The following is a 26,060-nucleotide window of genomic DNA, read 5'->3' on the forward strand; positions in this document are numbered from 1 at the left end:
ACCGCCTCCGGCGGGCCCGTGCGGCGAGTGCGCGCAAGATCGTAGCGTCACCGATTCCCGCAGGCCCCGCCGGTTCCGGACGGGGTCTCTTCGTTTCTCCGTCCGCACCGGTCATTCAGGAGAAACGCAATGTCCGAAGTCCGTTCGCCCAAACGTGCGCTGCTCGTCGTCGACATGCAGGTCGGGTTGTTTCACGGCCCCGACCGTCCGCATGACGGCGAACGCGTGCTGGCCAACATCAACCGGCTGATTCGCCGCGCACATGAAGCCGGCGCACCCGTGTACGCGGTGCGTCACATCGGCCCGGCCGGCTCGCCGATCGCGCCCGACGCACCGCTCGCCGCGTTGTTGCCGGCGCTCGAGATCGATGTGCAACGCGATACCGTGTTCGACAAGACGCGGCCCAACTGCTTCGCCGGCACGCGGCTCGCGGAGTGGCTGCACGCGGCCGGGATCGGCGAAATCGTGGTTGCGGGGATGAAGACGCAGTACTGCATCGATACGACCTGCCGTGCGGCCGGCGATCTCGGCTTGCGTGCGGTGCTCGTTGCTGATGCGCATACCTGCATGGACACGCTGGAGTTGCCGGCCGAGCGGATCGTCGCGCATCACAATGCGACGCTTGGCGGGCCGTTTGCGATGTTGACGACGACGGAAGCGTGCGGGTTCTGATGCACGACACCGCTCAGACTACGGCGCATAACGGCACGCCTCGCAACAGCGTCAGCAAAGACCGGCCGCGCGCATCGCTTCGATGCACGACGATGTGTCGCGAACTGAAGCGACCTTCTTCGAGAGCATCACGTTTGCGGATAAAAATTCGCTGAGCCGTCTCTCGAAGCGAAATGAAAACTTGATCAGATCGACGGTGTTCCGGAAGGTCTCCTTGGGCAGTTTGCCTGTCACCGTCGACCAAATGAAGCGCTTGATCAAGCGTATCGCTCTCACACTGAACGAAACCTCCACCCTCAGGATCAGCGAACATTCGGCGAGCAGCGGATACATCCGTTTGTCGTACGCACCTTCGACAAACCAGTTGCCCTGCTCGATGATCCTTTCGATGGCTGCCGCCATCGACTCATCCGATCTCTTCGAAAACGCTTCGCCGCTCCTGTCCCAATACACGTCATCGAATTCGTACCTGGCGATATTGAACTTGCGCGCCAATTCCCTGGTGATCGTCGTTTTCCCAGCGCCCGATGGGCCTACAATGCAAACCTTCATGTTCCCGTCTCAATTCACGTCAGTCCGATGGTGATGAATCGCATAGCCGCCCTTCGCCGCAGACTTTTCGGTCGATGAACGTCAGAGACGTGTGAACATATCGAGCACTCTCTCGGTAGCGTCATGCAGCGTGACCGCCTCAATCAGCCATGCGAAATGTTTGAGTCGAAAAACAATACCTCCTCGGAGTCTCGACCGTTCGGCGCACGCCGGCGGCCCGTTCACCCGATATCGATTGAAAGACGTCCAGGGCCGGTCGCGCAAAGTGCGAGCAGCCCGCCCGAGAGTCCGCGAAGCATATGGAAATTCGGGCATCACAAGCTGGGATCGGAATGGCGATCCTTGGCCGATTCCTCTCGATGTTCACATTGCGAAGCATATTCATGTCGAGATCGAAGAAGCCAAGGCCTACGCAGAATCCATCAATATGAACCACTGAATATCAATCACTTTTGGATCACCTCGGCCAGCAACACTCGTGGACGCTTTTCAGCCTCACACGCGACTTTCCGGCCCTGTTCCCTCCTATCGACAGGCCCGGGCACGAGCGCCAACCGCGCAATCATGCATTTCTATGCAGCCTGATCCGTCGTCATATTTTAGCGTCGGACTATCGGGCGGTGGCTAACGCTGAGGATGAAGAATCGGCTACGATGACCGCAAGACAATACAGCGCTCGTCGTGAACCGCAGAGACCCTACGACGTTGGATATGCACGACAAGCTGCGCGGCTACTATGAACAGGAAATGGCGAAGCTGAAAAATCAGTTCGCAACCTTCTCCAACGAGTATCCACGCGTTGCCGCTCGCCTGAGCTTTACAAGCGGGCAGACGGGCGACCCACATGTCCAGCGAATGATGCAGGCGTTCGCGTTGATTGCAGCCGAAATCCGGGTCAACCGTCGACGACGGCGCGCCGAAATTCACCGAAGCGTTGCTTCATGTCTTGCACCCGCACTACCTGCGGCCGTTCCCGGCATGCTCGATCGCTCGCCTCGATCCGGTCAAGGATTTACCGAACAAGCCGGTCGTCTTGCCGCGTGGCATGGAACTCACGTCGCGCGGCGGGGAGGTTCGCTTTCGGACCGCCTATGATGTAACGCTTGCGCCGGTCCACATCGCAAGCGCCCGATTCTCAAGCAGTACCGTCGCACCGGCATACGTCGCATTACCGCCGAACACAACCAGCTTCATCTCCATCACGATTGAGTCGAGCGGCGCCGCCGCGCCGCTCGAAGCGGTTTCGCCCGACGCGCTGCGCGTCCACTTCACCGGAGAACGCCAGACAGTCGTGGCGCTGCTGGATACGGTCCTGCTGCGTGTCCGGGGCGCATTCGTCGAAGCGGACGACAGCGGACGCTCGATACCCATTGCCGGGATACCAGTCGTGGCGCACGGCCGAACCCGTGCCAGTCGCCCGCGCTTGCTCGACCTCCGCGCGCAGGCTCTTGCGAAAGCGCGTCAAGTTCTCAATACCCGGCACATTGTTTTGGATAAGCCAGTTCACCGAGAGAATCGCCATCTCTCGATCCTGCTCCGACTGCGCATCGTGCACGGGGTGCCCTGTCAGCACGCCATAGCGGCCCGGCCATGCGCAACGCAGCGCACCCACCCCGTAGAAGCGCTGCGCGCGCGAGCGCCATTCCTCTGCGATAAAGTTTGCCTGATTCTCGCCCATATCGCGATCCGACCACGTATGTGACCCGGTGTATTCATACTGCTCGCCCAAGCCCGGAACGTCGTCAAGATCGAACGCGGGCATCGTGACGTGCTTGGAAAGGTCCGGGCGCTTGTAATCGAATGTGCCCGTGTCGAGTTCGGCGGACTGGATTTCTTGCGAATCGATCCACTCCCCAAGGCCGTCAAATTCCTCGTCCTGCACCGCACCGCTGAACGAAATGTTCTTGCGCATCAACTCGGGAACCGAGAACAGATCGTCCATGATGACGACCTTGTGCGACTTGCCGTCCTTCGCGATATCGAACCGCGGAAAGAGGCCGAGTTCTTCGAATGTACGGTGAACGTAGTTCCAGTCGGACTCCCATTGCATCCGTTGAGAATACGAGCGCAGCGCTTGGCGCACTTGCCACGTCACGTTACCGGATGCTTGCGGATACTTTCCGAGCACGTCAGATACGGTTTGCTGCGCGGGGGTCTCGATCCAGTCGCGCCGGTCGCTGCCGAGTCGAAGCAGCGCGAGGAACGAGTTGAATCGAAGCTGGTAGTAGGTGTTCGCGCCGTCCGCACCCGAGCGACTGAACGCAGTTACATAACCGTGAATCGGCATTTCACTGCCGTCCGTTTGCCGAACCCACAGCGTCACGGATTGCCGGATCAGCGCGTTGGCCCGAATCGCTTCGAGCCGCGTCGACGTTACGTCGATCGTGAATTCGAAGTCTCGCCCCAGACATGCGCGCCCCAGACATAAAGCGGGACCAACCAGTCTTCACCAAGCGGCGTATCGAGGCGGACAATGCGTCCATGTTCCACGTACTGTGCGCGCAGTGTCTTGTTCAGGAGATCGGAAACCATCGGGCTACCCCGTGCTGGGTTGTAACAAAAACAGCCGCCGGGCAGCGCCGGGCGGCAGATTGGTATTTTTCATCAAAACAATAAAAGGCCCAGAATTCCCGCCGCTGCTGGGGCCTTCAGCCTCGACGCGGTTCAAACCGCTGAATCGCGCCCAGCCGGAATTCACCATATCGAATCGTGATCTATCCCGGCATACACCGATGATGTGTCACATTCAGTGCCTCAGCGCGTCGGAACTCCCGCGTGGCTTACATCATGCTGTCGAGCACAACGATGTCGCGGCAAAGCGCCCGCGCACGGATCGTCGCGTATGACGGTGGTTTCCAGTCCATAAACGTCAGAGAATGTGAATCCATCGAGCGCGTACTACCCGCGACGCAATGCTCGAGCACGCCCTGCACCTCCCGCGGCGAACCGGCGACCGAGCGACATGCAGGCAGCGATATAACAGCGGCCGCGGCTGGCACGACGCGTCCGAATCCGCCCGCCGACACCCATTTGTTTGCCGCGATGATCTTCGCAATCGCTGTAAACACAAAAAGGCACGGGTCTCTCCGCCTGTGCCTTTCCCCTCAGCTGTCCACCCCGCTCAGAACGTATGCATCATCCCCACATACGCGCCCGTCTGCGACTCGCCCGTCATCGGACTGGTACCCGACGTCGCATCCCGCGGCGACGCGAGCAGCGAGAAGTTCGAATTCCCGCCGTTACGCACATACGCAACCGTCCCATACAGGAACGTGCGTTTCGACAGGTTGTACGTGGTGCCGAGCACGTACATGATCGCGTGGCCCGACGGATCGTGCGACGCATCGCCGCCGCCGTCGCCCACCTTCACGTAGTACCCGCCCCCCGTCACGGCCCACTGCGGATTGGCCGCATAGGTCGCACCGAGCCAGTAGTGATCGGCACGATCGGCGACGCCGGCCGGACTGTCCGGCGCCTGGTAGTGCGTATAGGCGCCCTGAATCTTGAACTTCGCCACCTTCACGTTCGCGCCGACGAAATACTCGCGCGACGCGGTGAAGATGTTGCTGAACTTGCCGTTGTTGTCGCGCAGTTCGTCATAGATGCCGCGCACGTCGAGCAGCGCCGAGTGATACGACAGCATGATCCCGTCCGAGCGGCCGAAGTCGTCGGCCGCGCCGTAGTTGAAACCGCGCGACTGATTGCCGAACGCGTATTGCGCCTGCACGTCGAAGCCGCCGATCACCGGGCTGTGATATTCGATGTTGTTGCTGCTCTGCTGCCAGTTCCGGCCGCGCACGAGCGATGCCGACGAAAACGCCTGCTGGACGAACGGATCGAATTCCCACACGCCGTCGCTGTCGATGAAGAGGTTGCGGCCGGCCTGCAGCTGGCCCCACGTGTCACTCTTCAACCCGACATACGCGCGGCGCGACCACATGCGCCCGCCGCCCGTCTGGCCGTTCATCACCTGGAATGCGGTTTCGAGGTTGAAGACGGTCGACATGCCGCCGCCGAGATCCTCGACACCCTTCAGGCCGAACATGCTGGTACCCCAGTCGCCGCTTTCGGCACTCCAGCGTGTCGCGCTACCGCCGTTCGGCTGGGCAATGTGGTTCAGGTATTCGACGCCGCCGTCAATCCGGCCGTACAGCGTCACGCTGGTCTGCGCGAATGCGGCTGCGGGCGTGGCAGCCGCAATCAGCCATGCGAAATGTTTGAGTCGCAAAATGATGCCCCCTCGGAGTCTCGACCGTCCGGCGCGCACCCCATGCGCGCGCCGGCGGCCCGTTCACCCGCGATCGATCGAAAAACGTCCGGGGCCGGCCGCGCAAAGCGCGAGCAGGCCGCCCGAGATCGCGATGTTCTTGTAGAAATGAATCATGTTGTTGATCTGCTCGCCGCCCGTCATCGTCCAGTAGCGGTGGCCGATGAGCGCGGTGCCGATCGTGTACAGCGCAAGCAGCAGCGCGAGCGGCCGCGTCTGGAAGCCGACGAGGAGCGCGATGCCGACGAACAATTCCATCACGACGGCGATCGCGGCCGAAATGATCGGCGCCGGCGCACCCTCGGTTCCCATGAACGCGATCGTACCGGAGAAGTCGACGATCTTCTTCCAGCCGAACATCACGAACAGGATCACGAGCAGGATTCGGGACAGCAGCAGCAGCACATCGCGCTGGGACGCGAGAAACGGTTGATTCGGTGTCATGGTGTGATCAACGAAAACGATGCGCGAAGCGCGCGCACCGGATTGCCAACGAACCAGGACGGGCAGCCGCCTGCGCCGCCCGCCCTCCTCTGCAACAACCGGCATCGGGGCCCGCCCGATGTGCTGTGCTCCTCCTCTTGTCAGTGTTGCCCTGCTTCGTGTCGCGTGCTGCCGGCGTCAGCGCGCCTTCGCGACGTCCTGCTCGGTCACCTTCACGGCCGGATTGCCGAACTGAGCGGTCAGGTAGTTCGTCAGCGCGGCGATCTGTGCATCCGACAGCTCGTTACGGAATGCAGGCATCGCGACATCCTCGCTACCGGCCTTGCGCTGCACGCCATTCAGGATCACCTGGACCAGGTTGGCCGGGTTCGACGCACCCACCGTCGAGTTGTGGAACAGCGACGGGTAGTAACCGTCCGGCGTGCCCTTGCCCTGCATCTGGTGACACGTCGCGCAGTTGCCGAGATACAGCCGCGCCGGATCGATGCCCGACGACGCGAGCGCCACGCCGCGCAGCTTCAGCCCATCCTCGGCCGGCTTGCCCCACGACGAACGCGACTGCTTCGTGCTGCCGTCGGCCACGGCCGGCACCGTGCGGATGTACGTCGCGATCGCGCCGATGTCGGCGTCGGTCATCTTCGAGAAGCTGTGCTCGACCGCCTCGGCCATCGGTCCGGCCGCCTGCGCGACGCCCGGCACGCTGCCGGTACGCAGGTACTGGACGAGCTGCTGCTGGGTCCAGCCCCCGATCCCCGCGTTCGGGTCGGACGTGATGTTGTAGCCGTCCCAGCCCGCGAGCACCGAACCCGACAGGAAGCTGCCGCCCGTCTCGTCGAGCGACTTCTCTTGCATCGCGACACCGCGCGGCGTGTGGCACGTGCTGCAGTGCGCGAGGCCCTGCACCAGGTACGCACCGCGATTCCACTCGGCGCTTTGCGCCGGCTTCGGCTGGTAGGCGCCGTCCTTCAGGAACAGCCAGTTCCAGATCTTCAGCGGCCAGCGCATGCTCAGCAGCGCGGGAATCTCGTTCTTCGGCGGCGCCTGCTTGACCGGCTCGACGCCGTGCATGAAGTACGCGTACAACGCCTGCACGTCGTCGTCGTCGACCTTCGCGTACGACACGTACGGCATCGCCGGATACAGGTTGTCGCCGTTCTTCGCGACGCCATGGCGCACCGCACGCTCGAAGTCCTCGAACGTCCAGTTGCCGATACCGGTGTCCGGGTCGGGCGTGATGTTGCTCGAATAGATCTTGCCGAGCATCGGCACCGGCATCCCGAGACCGCCTGCGAACGGCTTGCCGCCCTTCGCGGTGTGGCAGGCCATGCAGTCGCCCGCGATCGCCAGATATTCGCCGCGCTTGATTTGCGCGGGATCGGCCGAGTCGGCCGCGCGCACGAGACCGGGCAGCGTCAGGCACCCGGCGAGGAGGAAGGTGAGAGTAGATTTCCGCACGGTCAGACTTCCTTCTTCAGCGTGTCCGACATCCGCAGCGCCAGCGCCGCGATCGTCAGCGTCACGTTCACCGTACCGACGGTCGGCATCGTCGAGCTGCTCGAGATGAACAGGTTCGGATGATCGAACGTCCGGCAGTCCTTGTCGACGACCGAGTCGCGTGCGTCCGCGCCCATGATCGTCGAACCGGTGATGTGGTTGTTCGGCGCGAACTCGTCGTTGAACACGACTTCCGTGCCGCCGAGCACCTTCGCGGCCGTCGCGTAGACTTCACGCGTGTGCGCGGCGCCGCGCTTCACGTAGTCGTCGATCGCGTACGTGATCTCCGGACGCGGAATGCCGATCGCGTCGGTGGCCGTCTTGCTCGGCACGATGCGGTTCTCGGGCTGCGGCAGGATTTCGTGGAAGCAGTCGAACTGCACGTAGCGTGCGGAGCGATCGCGAATCTGCGCGTCGAGCTCCTCGGGCTTCATCAGCTTGCCGGCCTTGAAGATCTTCTGCGTCTCCTGGTTGATGCGCGACATATTCGACAGGTGGATCTTCTTGGCGGCCTCGGTCGCCCGGAACGTGCCGTCGCGGAAACCGATCAGCGACGTCATTTCCTGCGGGCCGCGGCCCGGCCACAGCTTGTCGCTCGCATAGAACGACACGCCCGTGCCCGGGTGGTCCATCAGGTTGCGCCCGACCATGTCGGAGCTGTTCGCGACGCCGTTCGGGAAATCGCGGTTCGCCGACATCAGCAGGATCTTCGGCGTCTCGATGCCGTTCGCAGCCACCACGAAGTACTTGCCTTCGACGCGATGGTCGGCGCCCGTCTTGTCCTTGTAGATCGCGGCGACGATGCGCTTGTCCGGGCCCGTCTCGAGCTTGTAGACGACCGCGCTGTCGATCAGCTTCGCGCCGGCCTGCTCGGCCTTCTCGACGTGCACGATGCCGTTGTACATCGCGCCGATCGGGCAGATCGGCATGCAATTGTTGTTCCCGCAACAAGTCGGCCGGCCGTCGTACGGACGGCTGTTGCGCGCGACCGGCTCGGTCACCACGTGGAACTTCGGGTCGTAGCCGTTCAGCGCGCTCTTGATCGTCTGCTCGTTGAACGACAACGGCAGCGGCGGCATCGGGTATGGTTCCTTGCGCGGCGAGTACAGGTCTTCCTCGGGACCGGGGCCCCACACGCCGAGCTCTTCCTCGGCGCGCTGATAGTAATGTTCGAGATCGTCGTACTGGATCGGCCAATCGCGCGCGACGCCGTACACCGTCTTCATCTTGAAGTCGTTCGGGATGAAGCGCCACGCCGACGCGGCCCAGTGCCACGTCGTGCCGCCCACCGCGCGGATGTACTGCGAGTTGAACTTGTGCTCGCCCTTCAGGATCAGGTAGTCGTTCGGCGGGCCGTATTCCGGATGCGGGGCCCACGGGCTCGACGGGTACGGCGCCATGAAGTCCGTCTTGTCGGGCTGGTTCCGAAAGCGCTCGACGATATCGCCACGCGGCATGCGCGGCCCCGCTTCGAGCAGGATCACCGACTTGCCCGCCATCGCGAGCTGGTGCGCAACGATCGCGCCTGCGACACCGGACCCGACGACGACGACGTCGGCTTTTTGCGTATCGGTATCGGCCATCAGGCTTGCCTCTCGATCGGTTTTTCGGCCCAGAAGCCGGGTTTGTTGGGGCAATACGAAGGGATCACGAGCGTATCGGACACGACGCTGAACATTAATGCTTCTTCGTACGTAATCACGACGTTGTCGATGATGCCGAGATACCACGCTTCGAGGATCGTCAGCGCGGAGGCTTCCTGATCGGGACTCAGCGAACCGGACGCGAGTGCGCCGGCGAGTTGCGACAGACCGTCGGTCGTCTTGAACGAGCCTTTCTGCAACGCCTGCAGGAAGCGTTCGCCGAGCACGCGGCTCAGCCCTTTCTTGCCTGTCAGCGCTTCGGAGAGCGTCATGAACGTATCGAGCGGCGCAGTGCCGGGATTGTCGGCCAGGGCCCGCAACGCCAGTGAGCCGGTGAGGCCCGCCGCCGTCAGCGCCAGTGCGCCCTGCAGCCATTGACGCCGCGTGATGCCGCTTGCGGCTGCGTCGTCATCGCGACGCGAGTGGGGAGTGTTGTCGTTGTGCATGTTTCCTTCTCTCGAACACCGGATTCGGGAAAACCACGCTTGATAATTCTCAAACATTGGCGCGGCCCTGAAATGTACGCGCACAAATCGGATCGGACAATGGCTTTATAGTCCATTAAATGTTCCGCATTCCGAGACAATCGACATTTCGCTGCATCTTTGTGTCGTCGACGCGACAATTCTGCATCGGGATGCCGTGTGTCGCAAGCCGACGACACGCAGCATTCCGTCATCCGCTCACATGCCCGTCGGTTAGAATCGCCTGCAATCAAACAGAAAGCTTCCCTCCGAGGGCATCGAGCGATGAAGCAGCACGACAAACACAACAACACGAATCAATCCAATTCCAATCACACCACACGGCTGCTCCTGCGCATCGGCCCGGTTGCGGCGCTCGGCGCCGCGGCCGCACTGTCGCTGCACGCGCTCGCCGCACGCACCGTGAGCGTGTCGCCGCAAGGCACCGTCACCGAGGTCCGGCAAAGCGTCGTCAAGTTCGACGAAGCGATGGTTGCGTTCGGTTCGGCGTCCGCGCCGAATCCCGCGCGCATGACCTGCAACGATGCCGCTGCCGCGCGCGGCCAGGGTCACTGGCTCGACGACAAGACGTGGGTCTACGATTTCGAAAACGACCTGCCGCCGGGCGTACGCTGCTCGGTCGCGCTCAACGACACGCTGCGCTCGGTCGCCGGCAATGCGGTGAGCGGCCCGCGCCGCTTCACGTTTCAAACGGGCGGCCCGTTCCCTGTGACGGTGCGCCCTGGCTCGCGCGAGATCGAGGAACGCCAGGTCTTCGTGTTGAAGCTGAACGGCCCGGCCGAGCCGCGCTCCGCGCTCGCGAACATCTGGTGCGAAGCGGCCGGCATCGGCAATCGCATCCCCGTCACGGCCGCCGCCGACGACACGCGCAACGTGCTGCTCGACCACTTCGGGCTCAAGAAGGACGCCGCGCGCGTGCTCACGCTATCGTGCGCGCAGGCGCTGCCGGCCAGCGCGAAGATGCAGCTCGTCTACGGCAAGGGCGTGGCAAGCCCGAGCGGCATCGCGAACGAAACCGAGCGGCGCTTCGACTTCACCGTGCGCGCGCCGTTCGCCGCGAGCTTCTCGTGCGAGCGCGAGAACGCGAAGGCGCCCTGCACTCCGCTGCGCCCGCTGACGCTGTCGTTCAACGCGCCGATCTCGCGCAAGAACGCCGAAGCGATCAAGCTGCGCGGCCCTGACGGTTCGCTTTCGCCGACCTTCGCCGCGGACGATCACGGCGACGAGGTGACGACCGTCACGTTCAACCCGCCGCTGCCCGCGCAGGCCAGCCTGACGATCGAGCTGCCGTCCGGGCTGCGAGACGTGACCGACCGCTCGCTCGCGAATGCCGACCTGTTCCCGCTCGCGACGCGCACCGCGCCGATGCCGCCGCTCGCGAAATTCTCGTCGGGCACCTTCGGCATCGTCGAGCGCTTCGCCGAACCCGATACGCCTGCGCTCGTGCCGGTCACGCTGCGCAACGTCGAAGCCGATCTCCATATCGCCGGGCTCAACGCGGGCGGCGCGCAATTCGCGAACCTGAAGGTCGAAAACGACACCGCGATTCGTCAATGGATGCGAACCGTCGACCGCTTCGACAACTGGTCGATGACGGCCGGCACGATCGACGGGCGCGTGCCGGGTTTGCTGCGGCGCAAGGGCCAGCATCCCGTCTACGTGCCGCTCGAAGCCGGCGAAAAGATGCCCGCGCCGCAGGACCGGCGCATCGACGTGCGCTCGCTGTCGCTGCTCGACGGCGAACCGGGCGCGCAGGCGCTGACGCTGCCGAAGGCCGATCCGAAGACGCTGCGCCCGTTCGAGATCGTCGGCGTGCCGATCGACAAGCCCGGCTTCTACGTGCTGGAACTCGCGTCGCCCGCGCTCGGCCGCTCGTTGCTCGCGAAACCGTCGAGCATGTATGTGCGCACCACGGTGCTCGTGACGAACCTCGGCGTGCATCTGAAACAGGGCCGCGAGAACAACCTCGTGTGGGTCACGACGCTCGACAAGGGCAAGCCCGTGCCGAACGCGCAAATTCGCGTATCGGATTGCAACGGCGACGAGATCGCGGCCGGCAAGACCGACGCGCAGGGTCTGCTGAAGATCGACGGCCCGTTCGAGCCGAAGCGCGAGTGCAGTTCGTCGGAACAGCGCTTCGACGACTACTTCGTGTCCGCTCGCGTCGACGACCCGAAGACCGGCCCCGACATGGCATTCGTCAGCTCGAACTGGAATCGCGGGATCGAATCCTGGCGCTTCAACGTGCCGACCGACAACGACAGCGCGCCGACCATGCGCGCGCATACCGTCTTCGACCGCACGCTGCTGCGCGCCGGCGAAACCGTGTCGATGAAGCATTTCCTGCGCACCGAGACGCTGCAGAGCCTCGCGTTCCCGTCGCAATACCCGACGCGCGTGACGATCCGCCATCTCGGCTCGGACCAGACGTACAAGCTGCCGCTCACGTGGACGGCCGACCATAGCGCCGACACGCAGTTCACGCTGCCGCCGGCAGCGAAGCTCGGCGAATACAGCGTGTCGCTCGAAGGCGGTCCGGACGATGCGCCGACCACCAGCTACTACAGCGGCAGCTTCCGCGTCGAGGCGTTCCGCCTGCCGGTGCTGAAAGGGTCGATCAGCGCGCGCGACGCGCAGAAGAGCCCGCTCGTCGCCGTGAAGGAAGCGCCGCTCGCCGTGCAGATCGACTACGTGTCGGGCGGCGGCGCGTCGAACCTGCCCGTGCAGGTGTCGGCGCTGATGAAGTGGGCGTCGCCGCCGTTCGCGGATCGCTTCGAGGACTTCAGCTTTTCGCCGTATCGTCCCGACACGAGCGACGGCAACGCCGACGACGATTCGCAGGACGGCGACAACGCGTCGTCGTCGAACAGCGATCCCGATGCGACGAAGCTGATCGCGGACAAGCTGCCGCTGACGCTCGATCGCAATGGTTCGGGCTCCGTTACGCTCAAGGGGCTGCCCGACGTCGACGCACCGAAGCGCATCGCGCTCGAAGCGACGTTCGCCGATCCGAACGGTGAAGTACAGACGATCCGCGGCGACACGATCCTGTGGCCGGCCGCGGTGGCGGTCGGCATCAAGGCCGGCCATTGGGTGTCGGTCGGCCAGCGCGTGCCCGTACAGGCGCTGGCGGTCGATCTGCAGGGCAAGCCGCGTGCGTCAGTGTCGATCGAGATCAAGGGCGTCGCGCACGTCACGACGTCGTCGCGCAAGCGGATGGTCGGCGGCTTCTACGCATACGACAACAAGAGCGACACGCGCGACCTCGGCGTGCTGTGTTCGGGCAAGACCGACGACAAGGGCCGCATGGCCTGCGACGCGACGCTCGAGCAGGCCGGCAACGTGCAGCTGATCGCGGTCGCGAAGGACGGCGACGGCCGCGCGTCGAACGCGTCGACGTCGGTGTGGGTCACGCGCGAGGACGAACTCTGGTTCGGCGGCGACAACACCGACCGGATCGACGTGATTCCGGAGAAGACGTCGTACGAACCGGGCGAAACCGCCCGCTTCCAGGTGCGCATGCCGTTCCGCTACGCCACCGCCCTCGTCGCGGTCGAGCGCGGCGGCGTGATGGAAACGCACGTCGTGGAGTTGAACGGCAAGAACCCGACCATCGACCTGAAGGTCGGCGAATCGTGGGGGCCGAACGTGTACGTGTCGGTGCTCGCACTGCGCGGCCGGATTCGTGAAGTGCCGTGGTACTCGTTCTTCACGTGGGGCTGGAAGGCGCCGGTCGAATGGGCGCGCGCCTTCTGGCGCGAAGGCCGTCACTATGAAGCGCCGACCGCGTTCGTCGACCTGTCGAAGCCCGCGTTCCGCTATGGCCTGGGCGAGATCAAGGTCGGCACGGGCGTGCATCGTCTCGGCGTGACCGTGACGACCGACGCCACGCGCTACACGGTGCGCAGCAAGGCACAGGCTCATGTGAAGGTGACGCTGCCGAACGGCCAGCCCGCACCGGCCGGCACGCAGATCGCGGTCGCGGCCGTCGACGAGGCGCTGCTCGAACTGATGCCGAACAACAGCTGGGATCTGCTCGACGCGATGTTGCAGCGTCGCGCATACGGCGTCGAAACGGCCACCGCGCAGATGGAAATCGTCGGCCGCCGCCACTTCGGCCGCAAGGCCGTGCCGGCCGGCGGCGGTGGCGGCAGCGCGCCGACGCGCGAGCTGTTCGACACGCTGCTGCTGTGGAACCCGCGTGTGACGCTCGACGCGAACGGCAGCGCGACCGTCGACGTGCCGCTGAACGATGCGCTGACGCGTTTCCGGATCGTCGCGATCGCGGCGGTCGGCGCCGATCGCTTCGGCACCGGCAGTACGTCGATCCGCAGCACGCAGGATCTGCAGCTGATCTCCGGCCTGCCGCCGCTCGTGCGCGAAGGCGATGCGTTCCGCGCGCAGGTCACGCTGCGCAACACGACCGACCGCGCGATGCAGGTCGTCGTGACGCCGCGCGTGACGGGCCTCGATGTCGCACCGCAAACCGTATCGCTCGCGGCCAACGCGGCGACCGAGCTAGCGTGGACGATCACCGTGCCCGAGCAGGCGCTCGACGCGGCCGGCGCGCTGAACTGGCGCATCGAGGCGGCCGAGCAAGGCGGCAAGCGCGCCTCCGATGCGCTGGCCGTCACGCAGAAGGTCGTGCCCGCGCTGCCGGTGACCGTGCAGCAGGCCACGCTCGCGCAGGTCGACGGCACGCTGACGGTGCCCGTGTCGGCACCGGCCGGTGCCGTCAACAACGCACAGGGCACACCGCGCGGCGGCATCGCCGTGTCGCTGCAATCGAAGCTGGCGGACGGCCTGCCCGGCGTGCGGCGCTGGTTCGAACGCTACCCGTACCGCTGCCTCGAGCAGCAGGCGTCGCGCGCGATCGGCCTGCACGACCCCGCGCAATGGCAGGCGCTGGTGGCACGCATGCCCGTCTACCTCGACAGCGACGGGCTCGCGAGCTACTTTCCGCCGTCGTCCGACGATTCGCACCATGGCAGCCCGACGCTGTCGTCGTACCTGCTGGTGGTGTCCGACGAGGCGAGCCGCCTCGACCCGCGCTTCGCGTTGCCGGAAGACATGCGCACGCAGCTGGAAGCCGGGCTCGCACGCTTCGTCGACGGCCGCATCGAGCGCAACACATGGGCGCCGCGCCAGGATCGCGACCTGCGCAAGCTCGCCGCGATCGAGGCCCTGTCGCGTTACGGCGCCGCCCAGGGCCGCATGCTCGGCTCGATCGAGATCGCGCCGAACCAGTGGCCGACGTCGGCGCTGATCGACTATCACGCGATCCTCACGCGCGTGAAGGACATCCCGCAACGCGACGAGAAACGCGCGCAGGTCGAGCAGATCCTGCGGGCGCGCCTCACGTACCAGGGCACGCAGCTCGTGTTCTCGACCGCGCGCGACGACGACCTGTGGTGGCTGATGACGAGCAACGAGACCAACGCCGCACGTCTCGCGCTCGAATTCGCGGGCGACCCGGCATGGAAGGACGAGATGCCGCGCGTGACGACCGGCCTGCTGGCGCTGCAGCGCCAGGGCGCATGGCAGACGACGACGTCGAACGCACTCGGCCTGCTCGCGGTCGAGCGCTTCTCACGCACCTACGAGAGCACGCCCGTCACCGGCACGACGAAGATCGCGCTCGGCGGCAACGACCGCGCGATCCCGTGGTCGCAGGCGCCCGCCGATACCTCCGCGTCGGCCACCGCCGCGACGCGGGCCGCCACGGCACGCAGCGTGCTGATGCCGTGGTCGCGCGCATCGCAGGCACCGGCCACGCTGTCCGTCACGCAGGACGGCACGGGCCGCCCGTGGGCGACCGTCGAGAGCCTCGCGGCCGTGCCGCTGCGCTCGCCGTTCGCGGCCGGCTACCGGATCACGAAGACGATCACGCCCGTGTCACCCGCCGTCAAGGGTGTGCTTACGCGCGGCGACGTCGTGCGCGTGCATCTCGACATCGATGCGCAGAGCGACATGACGTGGGTCGTCGTCAACGATCCGATTCCGTCCGGCGCGACGATCCTCGGTTCGGGCCTCGGCCGCGATTCGGAAGCCGCGACCCAGGGCGAGAAAACGCCGGACGGCGCGTGGCCGTCGTTCATCGAACGCGATTTCGACGGCTACCGCGCGTATTACGACTATTTGCCGAAAGGCAAATTCTCGGTCGAATACACGGTGCGGCTGAACAACGTCGGTACGTTCGGGTTGCCGCCGACGCGTGTCGAAGCGCTGTACGCGCCGTCCGTGTACGGCCTGTGGCCGAACCCGCCGATGACCGTGAAGCCGGCCGACACGAACAAGTCGTGAGCAAGCGATGATCGATCAGGTATTGCCGCGGCCGGCGCGTTTCGCCGGCCGCGTATTCGTCGCCGTCGTGCTCTCCGTGCCGCTCGTCGCGCATGCGCTGCCCGGCTACGACGACGTGCGCCGCAACTGGCGCAGTTCCGACTGGGTGCTGCTCGCGCGCGACGGCACGCCGCTGCAGCGCACGCGCGTCGATCTGACCGAACGCCGCGGCGAATGGGTGTCGCTCACCGACGTGTCGCCCGCGTTCCGCGAAGCGATCGTCGTGTCGGAAGACAAGCGCTTCTACGAACACAGCGGCGTCGACTGGCGCGGGATTGCCGGCGCGGCCTGGGGCAACTTGTGGAACGAGCGCACGCGCGGCGCGTCGACCGTGACGATGCAGCTCGCCGGGCTGCTCAGCGATTCGCCGCGCCGCTCGGGCCAGCGCTCGCTGCCGCAGAAGGCCACGCAGGCGATGAACGCGCTGCTGCTCGAACGCGGCTGGCGCAAGGACCAGATCCTGGAGGCGTACCTGAATCTCGTGCCGTTTCGCGGCGAGACGGTCGGGCTCGCCGCGCTGTCGCAGGTGCTGTTCGGCAAGGCGCCGTCCGGCCTCGACGCACGCGAGGCCGCGATCGCCGCCGCGCTGGTGCGCGCGCCCAACGCGGCACCCGCGAAAGTCGCCGAGCGCGCGTGCCGGATCCTGCGCGACATGCACGCGGAGCAGGCGTGCGCGTCGCTCGACGGCTACGTGCAGCTCGTGACCGCGCGCCCGGCCAACGCCGTGCACGACGACGGCGCCGCGCTCGCCCCGCACTTCGCGCGGCGCATCGCGGCCGAGGTCCGGCCGAAGGCCGGCGCACAGGTACGCACGACGCTCGATGCGCCGCTGCAGCGCTTTGCGCGCGACACGCTGACGCGCGCGCTGACCGAGCTCAACGCGCCCGCGCACCGGCGCAACGTGCAGGATGGCGCGGTGGTCGTGATCGACAACGCGACCGGCGAGATTCGCGCATGGGTCGGCTCGTCGGGGGCGCTGTCGAGCGCGCGCGACGTCGACGCCGTCCTCGCGCCGCGCCAGGCCGGCTCGACGCTCAAGCCGTTCCTCTATGCGCAGGCGATCGACGAGAAGCGGCTGACCGCCGCGTCGCTGCTCGACGACGCGCCGATCAACCTCGCCGCCGGCGGCGGCCTGTACATTCCGCAGAACTACGACAAGGACTTCAAGGGCTGGGTGAGCGTGCGCAGCGCGCTCGGCGGCTCGCTGAACGTGCCGGCCGTGCGCACGCTCGTGCTCGTCACGCCGCACCGCTTCGCGCGCACGCTGACCGCGCTCGGCCTGCCGCTCGCGCAGGAAGGCGACTATTACGGCTTCAGCCTCGCGCTCGGCAGCGCGGACGTCACGCTGCTGTCGCTGACCAATGCGTATCGCGCGCTCGCGAACGGCGGCGTCGCGCGCAAGACCGTCGACCTGCCTGCGGCAGCACCCGCCGCCGGCGCACCGGCGCCGGCTCCGGCCGCAACGACGACACGCGCGAATGACGGCACGCGCGTGTTCAGCGAAGCGGCCACCTTCATCGTTACCGACATCATCTCGGACAACAACGCGCGCGTGCGCACGTTCGGCTTCGACAACCCGCTCGCGACGCGCTTCTTCTCGGCGGTCAAGACCGGCACGAGCAAGGACATGCGCGACAACTGGACCGTCGGCTTCACGTCGCGCTATACAGTCGGCGTGTGGGTCGGCAATGCGGACGGCTCGCCGATGTGGGACGTGTCGGGCGTGACGGGCGCGTCACCGGTCTGGTCGGCCGTCGTCGGCTATCTGCACCGCGACCTGCCGAGCCGCGCGCCGCGCCCGCCTGCCGGTGTCGAAATGCGCCGCATCACGTTCGAGCGCGACCTCGAGCCGTCGCGCAACGAGTGGTTCCTTGCAGGGACGGCGCTCGACACGATCCGGCTCGCCGCGCCCGTCACGCCGGGCAAGGACGGCGCACGTGCGCCGCTGACGATCGGCACGCCGACCGACGGCACGATCTTCGCGATCGATCCGGACATTCCGCCGAAAAACCAGCGGATCTGGTTCGAGCGTTCGTCCGGACACGCCGGTCGCTTTGCATGGCGGCTCGACGACAAGGTGATCGGCCATGCCGACCGCGTCGCATGGATGCCGTGGCCGGGACGGCACCGGCTCGAACTCGTCGATGCACGCGGCAACGTCGCGGATGCGATCGGCTTCGAGGTGCGCGGCGCGTTCGCGAAGCCCGCCGCGCGCAAACCCTGAGCGCGTGAGCCGGCCGCTTACCGGCCTTACTGGCCGGCTGCATTCGCCTTCGGCGCTGGCGCGGAGAAGTCGATGACGGGTGCGGTGGAGATCGCCGCTTCGTTCCCGACGCTGAAGTTCGGGCGCGGCTGGTAGTCGAAGATCCGCGCGATCACGACACCGGGGAACTGGCGGATCTGCACGTTGTACTGCTGCACCGTCTTGATGTAGCGGCCGCGCGCGACCGCGATACGGTTTTCTGTGCCTTCGAGCTGCGTCTGCAGGTCGCGAAACGCCTCGTTCGCCTTCAGTTCCGGATAACGCTCCGACACCACCATCAACCGGCTCAGCGCGCCCGACAATTCACCCTGCCGCTGATCGAACGCCGCCAGCGCGGCAGGATCCTTCGCCATCTCCGGCGTCATCTGCACGCTGCCCACGCGCGCGCGGGCCGACGCGACCTCGGTCAGCACGCGCTCCTCGTGCGACGCATACCCCTTCACTGCCGCGGCAAGGTTCGGCACGAGGTCGGCACGTCGCTGATACTGGTTCAGCACCTCGGACCACGCCGCGTTGACGTCCTCGTCCGACGACTGGATCGCGTTATAGCCGCAACCGGCGAGCGGCGCGAGCACGCAGCACACGAGCAGGATTCGAAACCATTTCATTGCTTGATGTTTCCCGTTGAATGCCCCAGTCGGAGCGGTAAATGAAAAGGACTGGCGCGGCCACGCCACATACGGCGGCTACCAGCGGCCCGATGCACCACCGCCGCCGCTCGAGCCGCCACCGCCGCTGAAGGAGTCGGACGAACCGGAGCCGGACGAACGCGAGCCGGACGACGGCCATTTGAAGCCCGACGACGAGGAACCACTGGACGAGGAGCCGCCGCCCGTCAGTTTTTCGGCGATCCACAGGATCGCCACCACCACGCAGAAAACCGCCACCAGGACCTCGCCGGGCGAATATCCCAACAGATGCCCGATCCCGATCAGCGCCAGCAGCGCCCCGCCGACGATCGCCGTGTACTTGCGAATGCGTGCGGAACGAACGACGCCGATGCCGAGCAGCCACGCACCCGCACCGGCGCCCGTCGGGACGATCGCCAGCACGCCCAGGATCGCTTCGACATCGCCGTTGAAGATCGCGCCGACCGGCAGCATCGCGGCCGGCACGATCGTCGCGACGAGGTAACTGACCGGCAACATCACCTGCCAGCGCAGCTTGCGCCATTCGGTGACGGCGCCCAGCGCGACGCCGATCAGCCCGAGCAGCAACCAGAACATGAAGCTGCCCGTGTCGGCCGGGGGTTGGTCAGGCAAGCCGTTCGACAGCCGCCTCGTGTCGCGGGACGACGCGAGCGCCGCTTCGTCGCCGGCCGGCGCGCTGTCCGATGCCGCCATTTCCGGCGGCGTCATCTCGCGCGCCAGCGCATCGACCGCGTCGCTCACGCCGGCTTCGATCCGCTTCTCGCGAAACGCCGGCACGATGCGCTCGCGGATGATGCGCCCCGCGACGATGTCCGGAATTGCGCCTTCGAGGCCGTATCCGACCTCGATCCGCACTGTGTGATCGTTGAGCGCGGCGACGAGCAGCAGCCCGTTGTCGATTTTGCTCTCGCCGAGACGCCATTTTTCGAACACCGCGGTCGCGAATTGCTCGATCGTCGAGTGGCCGGTCGAGCCGACCAGCAGGATTGCCATCTGCACGCCGAGGCGACGTTCGAGATCGGCGAGGCGCTCGGTCAGCTCCGACGCGCACGCGGCGCTCAGCGCGCCCGTCATGTCGGTCACGCGGCCTTTCAGCGGCGGCGGTGCTTCGGGATCGTTCGCGACGGGATAGGAAGCTGCGGCCGCCACGTCCGTGCAGGCCGACGGCGCGCCGGCCACCAACGGGGTGGCGCCACTGCCATCGCCGCCGACAGCCGCGCCGCAAAGGAGCGCCGCGCCCGCCAGCAGCACGGCAGCCAGCACCGCCCAGGCCGTGCCGCTGGCATTGCCGCGCAGGCGTGCGGTTCGCACGGGAGTGCGGGAAGTACATGCGATCGAAACCGGATCGCCCTCGCAATCCGGAAAGCCTGGCCGGCCCGTCAGTCGTTTCAGATTCATGTCGGAAACCAAGCGCCGGTTCCGTCGGGAACGGCGCATTCTCTCGTCGTTTTTTAATCGTCCCGCAGCATAACCAATCGTGAAGGGAATCGAAAGGTTCCAGAGCCGGGCGGTTGCCGTGTTGCTGCAGTGCGGCGGCGCCGTTCGTGTGAGCAAACGTGGCGAAAAGTGTCCGTCGGAAACGCATCCTGCGCGCGATCCGCCATGAAAACGGGCAAGCATCGCCCGGATCCGGGACATAGAATATGAACGGCGCCGCACCTGTGCCGCCCAACGGTTGCCCCCTCCTGCGACTGACCGCGACCATGAATCTTCGTCATCCGCGCTTCATCCGCCCTGCGCTGGGCACTGTCTGCGCCGCAACCCTCGTAACCGTTGCAGCCTGCAACGGCGACGCGTGCTTCGGCGTGGACGTCTGCTTCAACGACAACACGCAGACTGTCGCGCTGTCGGGCACGGCCGCCACCGGCGGCGCGCTCGCGAGCGCATCGGTGACGGTCAGTTGCGCGCAAGGCTCGGCGACGACGCTGACCGACGGCGGCGGCAACTACCGCATCACCGTCAACGCCGCGCTTCCATGCGTGATTACCGTCGCATCGGGGGGCACGAGCCTGCACTCGCTCGCGTATGCGGGGGGCACCTTCAACACGACGCCCGAGACCGAGCTGCTGCTCGTCTATCTCGCCGCGCAGCTCGGCACGAACACGGCCGGGTTGATCGGCAACTTCCAGGGCAATGCGCACTTCCAGCAGGTGATGAACAACGCGAATACGGTGCAGGCCGCGCAATCGGCGGTGGTGACGAATCTGCAGCAGCGCTATGCAGTCACGCTGTCGACGCCCGCGTTCCTGACGACGCCGTTCGTGGTCGGGCAACCGGGCGTCGACAGCGATCTCGCCGCGCTGGCGAAGGCCGGCGCGATCGATTCGAACGGGATGCCGGATGCGACCGCGGTTTCGCTGTTGACTCAGGCGGGCGCGGCGCAGCCGCTATAGGCGGCACTGCCGCGAGGCAAGAATCGGGCGGTCAGGCGCCCGCTGCGATTGCCGTGTCGGCATCGGCGCCCGTATCGGCCGGCAACGCCCACCGTTCGTGATCGCGCCATTCATGAGCGATGCGCTTATGCGGCCTCGCCGCTGCCGCACGCGACGGTCGCGGCGTGCTGCTGCGTCAGGTAGCGCAGCAGCTTCGTCACCATCCACACGACGATGAACGACAGCGCGACGAAGAACACCGCGAGCGGCGTCAGCACCTGGATCGACACGAAGCCGGCGAGGCCCATCATCGCGGACGACACGAGCAGCAGCGCGCATCCCAGGATCGCACTGGTCAGCCCCGCGATGTGAGGAAACAGCGAGTTGCCCTTGGCCATCAGCGTCGGATACATCGCGCCCGCGCAGAAGCCCATCACGAGCACCGGCATCGCGAGCGTCCACACGCGCAGGCCGACGACCAACGCCAGCACGAGCATCGCGACGGCGGCGCCCGCCATCACGCGCGCGCCGATACGCAACCGCTGTTCGGCGCTCGGCAGCCCGTGCCCGTGAATCCGGTTCGACAGCCCGCCGAGGAAATACATCAGGCCGATCCCGAGCGCGAGATAGCCGAAGAAGGTCGGCGGCTTGTGCAGCGTCGTCTGTACCATGAACGGCCCGACGATGTTGAACACCAGCAGGATGCTGTAGCACAGCCCCTGCGCGAGGAAGCAGCTCTGGAACACCGGGCTCGCGAGCACCTTGCCCGCGTTCGTCATCAGCGTGCGCGGCTCGAGATGCACAGGTTTCGGCAAGGTTTCGCGGTAGTGCCACAACAACGCCCACATCACGAGCGAATACACGAGCAGGAACACGAGGCACGCGCGCCAGCCGAACCATTCCTGCAGGTGCGCGCCGATCACTGGCGCGATGATCGGCGCGAGGCCCCACGCGATCGACATGTACGTGAACGCATGCATCAGCGCCTGGCCGGAGAACGAATCGGTGATGATCGCCTTCGCGAGCAGGTTCGTGGTCGCGATCCCGAAGCCCTGCAGGCAGCGCGCCAGCACGAACGTCTCGAGGTTCGGCGCGCCGAGCGACAGCAGGCAGCCGATCGTGTAGATCACGAGCCCGAACGCGAGCACGCGCTTGCGCCCGTACGCATCGGCGATCGGGCCGAAGATCAGCTGGCCGAGCGCATAGGCGGCCATGTAGCCGGACACGCTCGACTGGATCGCCTGCGGCGTCGTCGCGAACGAGCGCGCCATGTCGGGCAGCGCGGGCACGTAGATGTCGATCGCGAGCTGGCCGGCGGAGGCGAACAGGCAGATCAGGAACAGCAGGAAGCGCGGCGAGTTCGATTCGCGCGCAGGAGTGAGCGAGGCGTTCATGACAACCGGGAAGGATTCGGACGGCGGCAACACGCGCCAATTTGTTCGAATCACGAACAGCGGTGCGCGGCCAATCGCACATTGTGCCTGTTGTTGCGCGACGCGACAGGAATCCCATGGCGCGGGCGAGGTTGAATGCCGATTGCGGCACAGCCGGAAACCGGCTATGCACCCTGCATCGGATCGGTCGCGACTGCACGGGACAGGTGCTTGCCGCGGGCCTGCGCCGCTTTTAATCCTGACTTAAGCCTGTGCCCGCATATTCACTCATGGCTCCATCCGTGAGCCGCACGATTCGTTCGTTGTTGATTCGATCAGTTTCGTTTGATGGAGATACGATCTATGCGATTCCGTTCGTATATGGCAGCGGGCGCGCTGGCGCTGATGCCCGTGCTCGCCCTGGCCGGGCAGGCCGCCAACGCCCCGGCCGCACAGCCGATGTTCGTCAATGTCGACGGGCACGCCGTGCCCGTGAAAGCCGAAACGCACGTCGTCCACACGGCGCTCGGCCCGATGAAGGTCAGCTCGTGGAGCTGGCACAGCCCGCATGGCGGCGCGAGCTTCGAGATGCAGACGTCGTCGTCGGGCGGCGTGCCGCCGGCGGCCGCGCTGCGACAGATCCAGGCAGCCCAGGCGCAGATGATCGCGATGCAGCAGCAGATGATGATGTTGCAGCACGCGACGCTGGGCGACGCGCTCGCAATGCCGATGCCGCAACCGGTCGGCTTCGCGATGCCGATCTGGGCAATGCCGGAACCGGTCGTCGTGATCGTGCCGGCGCAGCCGCCCACGCAGTCGATCGGGCCGGCACCGGCACAGGCAGCGCCGGCCCGACCGGCCGCACGCGGGCCGGAAATCAAGGCCTGATACCCGGCTCCGTCGCGCGAGCGACCGGGCCGAAAACCGAAACCGCCGGCATGCGCCGGCGGTTTCTTATTGGTTCTTCGTGGAATTCCGTGGATGTCGCTTGCCGACCCGTTGCTGCCATGTGGATTCTCCTAAAGCTGACGAACGGCCTTTCCATCGAACATCTCCAACTGGCCGACTGGCTGCATGCTGATTGACTCAGTTCGACGCGTTGTCAACAAAAAGTACACGGTCATCAATGTTTACAGTCTTCCGGCCTGATCGTGATCGTCGTAACCGAGGTGCTATCTTCCCATCGATAGTCGTAAGTGACCGGAATGCTATTATCTCTAACATCCTTCATCAGGTCACCTGTACATACCGCGCCAATTAATTTCGGACGCAACTCCGCGGCAAACTGCTGAGTGCCTACGAGTGATTTATTTACATTAACGATGTGTGTACATGTAAATTATCATGTGATTCATCGCCATTACTCGATCCAGTCGCTCACGCCTCCCAACCATGATAGACAGATTTTTATTCATCACGCTCATTCTCTGGATCAGATCTCCGTCGATTTGTTGATTGCGATCGAGTGTAGTTGAATTGGGTGTAATATAAGCATTTGCAGAAGCGGCAGTCATATATGAAAAAAATAAAATTTACATCAGCAAGGTTACTTTTTTCATCGCAGACTCTTTTGTTTCGCTTGTCGTGAAAAATTTAATAACCGAACGGTCCCTGCCTCCGTGATTATCGATGATCGACACAACTGCGTTGAACGGCTCTTCATGGCTGCCGCTCGCCATCACCGACAACTAGTCGGATGGCGGACTTCGACCACTCCCGCTCGTGGCATTGGTCTTGGCTAACATTATTCATTCGGGGAACGGGCATAACGCGGCTGGGACGGGTTCGCATCTTCGACGCGACAGATTTTGCCCTCTTTCTCAAGTTCAGCTAGAGCAGACATCAATGATGTCGACATTTTTTGATTTACCAAAACAAGAAGCCGATCAAGTTAGCACCAGCTCAAGTCACCGTCGCGCGTGGCAATGGCGTCCAATACTAGCACCTTGAATGCACTGTAGTCCATTTAGTCGCACCTTCTAAATTCGGCTCGGCTATCCTTGTGTACGTTTAATTTACTTCGATGGATACGGTCCGTGTATAAGTGCGATACTGAGACGAAATTCGATAGTCCACTTGATCGGGCCCACGATAGTCGGGACTGGGTATGTAGTAAACGACCTTACCAAGCACCGTGGCTCCGTCGCACGAGTTAGATGTTGATGCTGTACCGGCAAGCTGAAATGACTCGTCCCGTACTTCTATGCGCCCATGCTCCGGTTGACGAATAAACATCAAGTCGGGTGCTTGTCCGCTAACGCATCGCCTGTTCCACGTTGCGTGCCTCGAAAGCCTGACTTCCTTACCGCTGGTCGTCACTCGCTTCAACACGCTATCGGACGATAAAGACACGATTGCCGTCGAAGCCGCTGGTGGAGTGGCCACGGTCGCTTGGGACGCGTGTGCTGTAGCGATTGCGGTCGAAAGCGGGGCGCCCGTGTATCGGAGTTCCCGGATTTCCGTCTCTGCAACGTCTGGGGGTACGAGCGACGGCGTCACGTGCCCGACGAGCAGTCCGAAGCCGACAGACGTGCGTACATACCGCGTTTGGCCAGCCTCCACATCGAACGTTATCTTGCGATCGACCTCGGTGGTCGTAACCACGGTATAAGATCCAGGTGACTCATCGACAAAGAAGAATCCCCCTGGCTTGGATTGCCCGACCACTCGGCCGTTGAGCCGTATATCCGGCTGGATCGCGGCACCCAGCGGCGACGCAGACCTGAGGAAATAGATGCGACCAACACTTGAGTTTAGATGCGGAATCGATGCGGCGACGTCAACATAAGCCGGCCCCGATGCGCATGCGGTAAGAAACAACATGCTGCCCATAACGGGCACCACTCGGAACGTTTGCGCGAGAGACAAACACGCCAACGCCTCGCCACGAACGCTCGGCCTCCCCCTAACAAGGCGAGAAAGCATGCTTTTCTGATTCATCGGAAGTCCAGAACAAGAGTTTCGAACGAACGTCGCACACCGATATCGACGAGTAGTCACGCACTGATGCTGCAGATCGTGTCATGCGCGCCGAGAACTAGTGACTGCTAAACTATCGCAGCGGGGCATGACAGATCGTTAAGAACGGTCAAATTTCGACGTGCCGGCCGATAAACAACGGGTTTACGATATATACCAAACGCGCTATTCGGTACGCTCAGATCGAAGGGCAATAGTTAGTCTGATGCGGACATCCGACTAGGGCAGTCGACCGTCCACTCCTTGCTGCTATGCAGCCTCAAGTGTGTTGCATCGACGGGTTGAATCCGCAGCCGATAGCTGCCGCTCGCCATCGCCGACAACTGGCCGTACGGCGAACTTCGACCGCTGTATTGCTCAGGCAGCCAAAGCAACTTTTCCCGGTCACATGAGCATGCAACCCACCGCAGCACCTGCCCCGTCACCCCAATGATGCAGTAGTACCTGCGCCTTATCTGACAAGGCTCGGCGAACAAAGCTACGCCAAGACCTACTTCTGCGCTTTTTGACTGCGGTGCTGACAC

General features: G+C 64.6%; 16 protein-coding genes and 3 pseudogenes. 8 read left to right on the top strand and 11 right to left on the bottom strand.

The genetic code is table 11. The features are described from left to right. Positions 1–129: 129 nt before the first annotated feature. Positions 130–672 carry a cysteine hydrolase family protein gene (locus tag DIE13_RS00760; protein WP_124825360.1) on the top strand — a complete coding sequence of 181 codons (543 nt, stop codon included), beginning with the start codon at positions 130–132 and terminating at the stop codon, positions 670–672. 51 nt (positions 673–723) lie between these two features. Here the strand turns inward: DIE13_RS00760 and DIE13_RS00765 are convergent, their stop codons facing one another. Further along, a complete protein-coding gene (locus DIE13_RS00765) occupies positions 724–1,224 on the bottom strand; it encodes an AAA family ATPase (protein WP_124825361.1) in 501 nt (166 codons plus the stop codon). Positions 1,225–1,459: 235 nt separating this feature from the next. Between DIE13_RS00765 and DIE13_RS00770 the strand changes: the two genes are divergently transcribed. The 3 genes and pseudogenes from DIE13_RS00770 to DIE13_RS33760 form a co-directional block, all read left to right on the top strand. Beyond that, a complete protein-coding gene (locus DIE13_RS00770; protein ID WP_124825362.1) occupies positions 1,460–1,663 on the top strand; it encodes a hypothetical protein in 204 nt (67 codons plus the stop codon). Positions 1,664–1,935: 272 nt separating this feature from the next. Further along, positions 1,936–2,109 (top strand): annotated as a pseudogene (locus tag DIE13_RS33755) (type VI secretion system baseplate subunit TssF); the annotation flags it as partial. A gap of 61 nt (positions 2,110–2,170) precedes the next feature. Further along, positions 2,171–2,554 (top strand): annotated as a pseudogene (locus DIE13_RS33760) (type VI secretion system baseplate subunit TssF); the annotation flags it as partial. 213 nt (positions 2,555–2,767) lie between these two features. Here the strand turns inward: DIE13_RS33760 and DIE13_RS00780 are convergent. The 6 genes and pseudogenes from DIE13_RS00780 to DIE13_RS00805 all read right to left on the bottom strand — a co-directional run. Next, a pseudogene (locus DIE13_RS00780) lies at positions 2,768–3,667 on the bottom strand (phage late control D family protein); the annotation flags it as partial. Between the two features lie 678 nt (positions 3,668–4,345). Then, positions 4,346–5,452: a porin gene (locus DIE13_RS00785; protein ID WP_124825364.1), complete on the bottom strand. Its 1,107-nt coding sequence runs from the start codon at positions 5,450–5,452 to the stop codon at positions 4,346–4,348. 63 nt (positions 5,453–5,515) lie between these two features. Further along, positions 5,516–5,935, bottom strand: a complete 420-nt coding sequence (locus tag DIE13_RS00790; protein WP_096499770.1) for a DoxX family protein — start codon at positions 5,933–5,935, stop codon at positions 5,516–5,518. A 177-nt stretch (positions 5,936–6,112) separates the two neighbouring features. Beyond that, positions 6,113–7,390, bottom strand: coding sequence for a cytochrome c (locus tag DIE13_RS00795; RefSeq protein WP_124825365.1), 1,278 nt, complete (start codon positions 7,388–7,390; stop codon positions 6,113–6,115). A 2-nt stretch (positions 7,391–7,392) separates the two neighbouring features. Next, entirely contained in the window at positions 7,393–9,012 is a 1,620-nt protein-coding gene (locus DIE13_RS00800) for a GMC family oxidoreductase (protein ID WP_124825366.1), read from the bottom strand. Further along, on the bottom strand, positions 9,012–9,518 hold the full coding sequence (locus DIE13_RS00805) for a sugar dehydrogenase complex small subunit (protein ID WP_124825367.1): 507 nt from the start codon (positions 9,516–9,518) through the stop codon (positions 9,012–9,014). The genes DIE13_RS00800 and DIE13_RS00805 overlap by 1 nt, the downstream gene beginning before the upstream one ends. Positions 9,519–9,821: 303 nt before the next feature. Here DIE13_RS00805 and DIE13_RS00815 point away from each other — a divergent pair, with 303 nt between their 5' ends. Both DIE13_RS00815 and pbpC read left to right on the top strand, forming a co-directional pair. Next, positions 9,822–15,860, top strand: a complete 6,039-nt coding sequence (locus tag DIE13_RS00815) for an alpha-2-macroglobulin (protein ID WP_124825368.1) — start codon at positions 9,822–9,824, stop codon at positions 15,858–15,860. A gap of 7 nt (positions 15,861–15,867) precedes the next feature. After that, on the top strand, positions 15,868–18,123 hold the full coding sequence (gene pbpC, locus DIE13_RS00820) for a penicillin-binding protein 1C (protein ID WP_124825369.1): 2,256 nt from the start codon (positions 15,868–15,870) through the stop codon (positions 18,121–18,123). A 26-nt stretch (positions 18,124–18,149) separates the two neighbouring features. On the opposite strand, the gene DIE13_RS00825 is transcribed toward pbpC, so the two are convergent. Together DIE13_RS00825 and DIE13_RS33195 are read right to left on the bottom strand one after the other, a co-directional pair. After that, positions 18,150–18,770: a LemA family protein gene (locus DIE13_RS00825; protein ID WP_124825370.1), complete on the bottom strand. Its 621-nt coding sequence runs from the start codon at positions 18,768–18,770 to the stop codon at positions 18,150–18,152. Positions 18,771–18,848: 78 nt separating this feature from the next. Further along, complete coding sequence (locus tag DIE13_RS33195; RefSeq protein ID WP_175769916.1) at positions 18,849–20,432, bottom strand: YgcG family protein; 1,584 nt, start codon at positions 20,430–20,432, stop codon at positions 18,849–18,851. Positions 20,433–20,515: 83 nt separating this feature from the next. Here DIE13_RS33195 and DIE13_RS00835 point away from each other — a divergent pair, with 83 nt between their 5' ends. After that, the gene (locus DIE13_RS00835) at positions 20,516–21,205 is read left to right on the top strand and encodes a hypothetical protein (RefSeq protein ID WP_124825372.1); all 690 of its coding nucleotides are present in this window, start codon (positions 20,516–20,518) and stop codon (positions 21,203–21,205) included. Positions 21,206–21,330: 125 nt separating this feature from the next. On the opposite strand, the gene DIE13_RS00840 is transcribed toward DIE13_RS00835, so the two are convergent. Further along, entirely contained in the window at positions 21,331–22,578 is a 1,248-nt protein-coding gene (locus DIE13_RS00840; RefSeq protein ID WP_124825373.1) for a multidrug effflux MFS transporter, read from the bottom strand. A 342-nt stretch (positions 22,579–22,920) separates the two neighbouring features. On the opposite strand from DIE13_RS00840, the gene DIE13_RS00845 reads away from it, so the two are divergent. Further along, positions 22,921–23,445: a hypothetical protein gene (locus tag DIE13_RS00845; protein WP_124825374.1), complete on the top strand. Its 525-nt coding sequence runs from the start codon at positions 22,921–22,923 to the stop codon at positions 23,443–23,445. Between the two features lie 1,122 nt (positions 23,446–24,567). On the opposite strand, the gene DIE13_RS33655 is transcribed toward DIE13_RS00845, so the two are convergent. After that, positions 24,568–25,497: a DUF2846 domain-containing protein gene (locus tag DIE13_RS33655; protein ID WP_311768309.1), complete on the bottom strand. Its 930-nt coding sequence runs from the start codon at positions 25,495–25,497 to the stop codon at positions 24,568–24,570. Positions 25,498–26,060: the final 563 nt, after the last annotated feature.

It is taken from the genome of Burkholderia sp. Bp9016 (genome assembly GCF_003857765.1).
Lineage (GTDB): Bacteria > Pseudomonadota > Gammaproteobacteria > Burkholderiales > Burkholderiaceae > Burkholderia.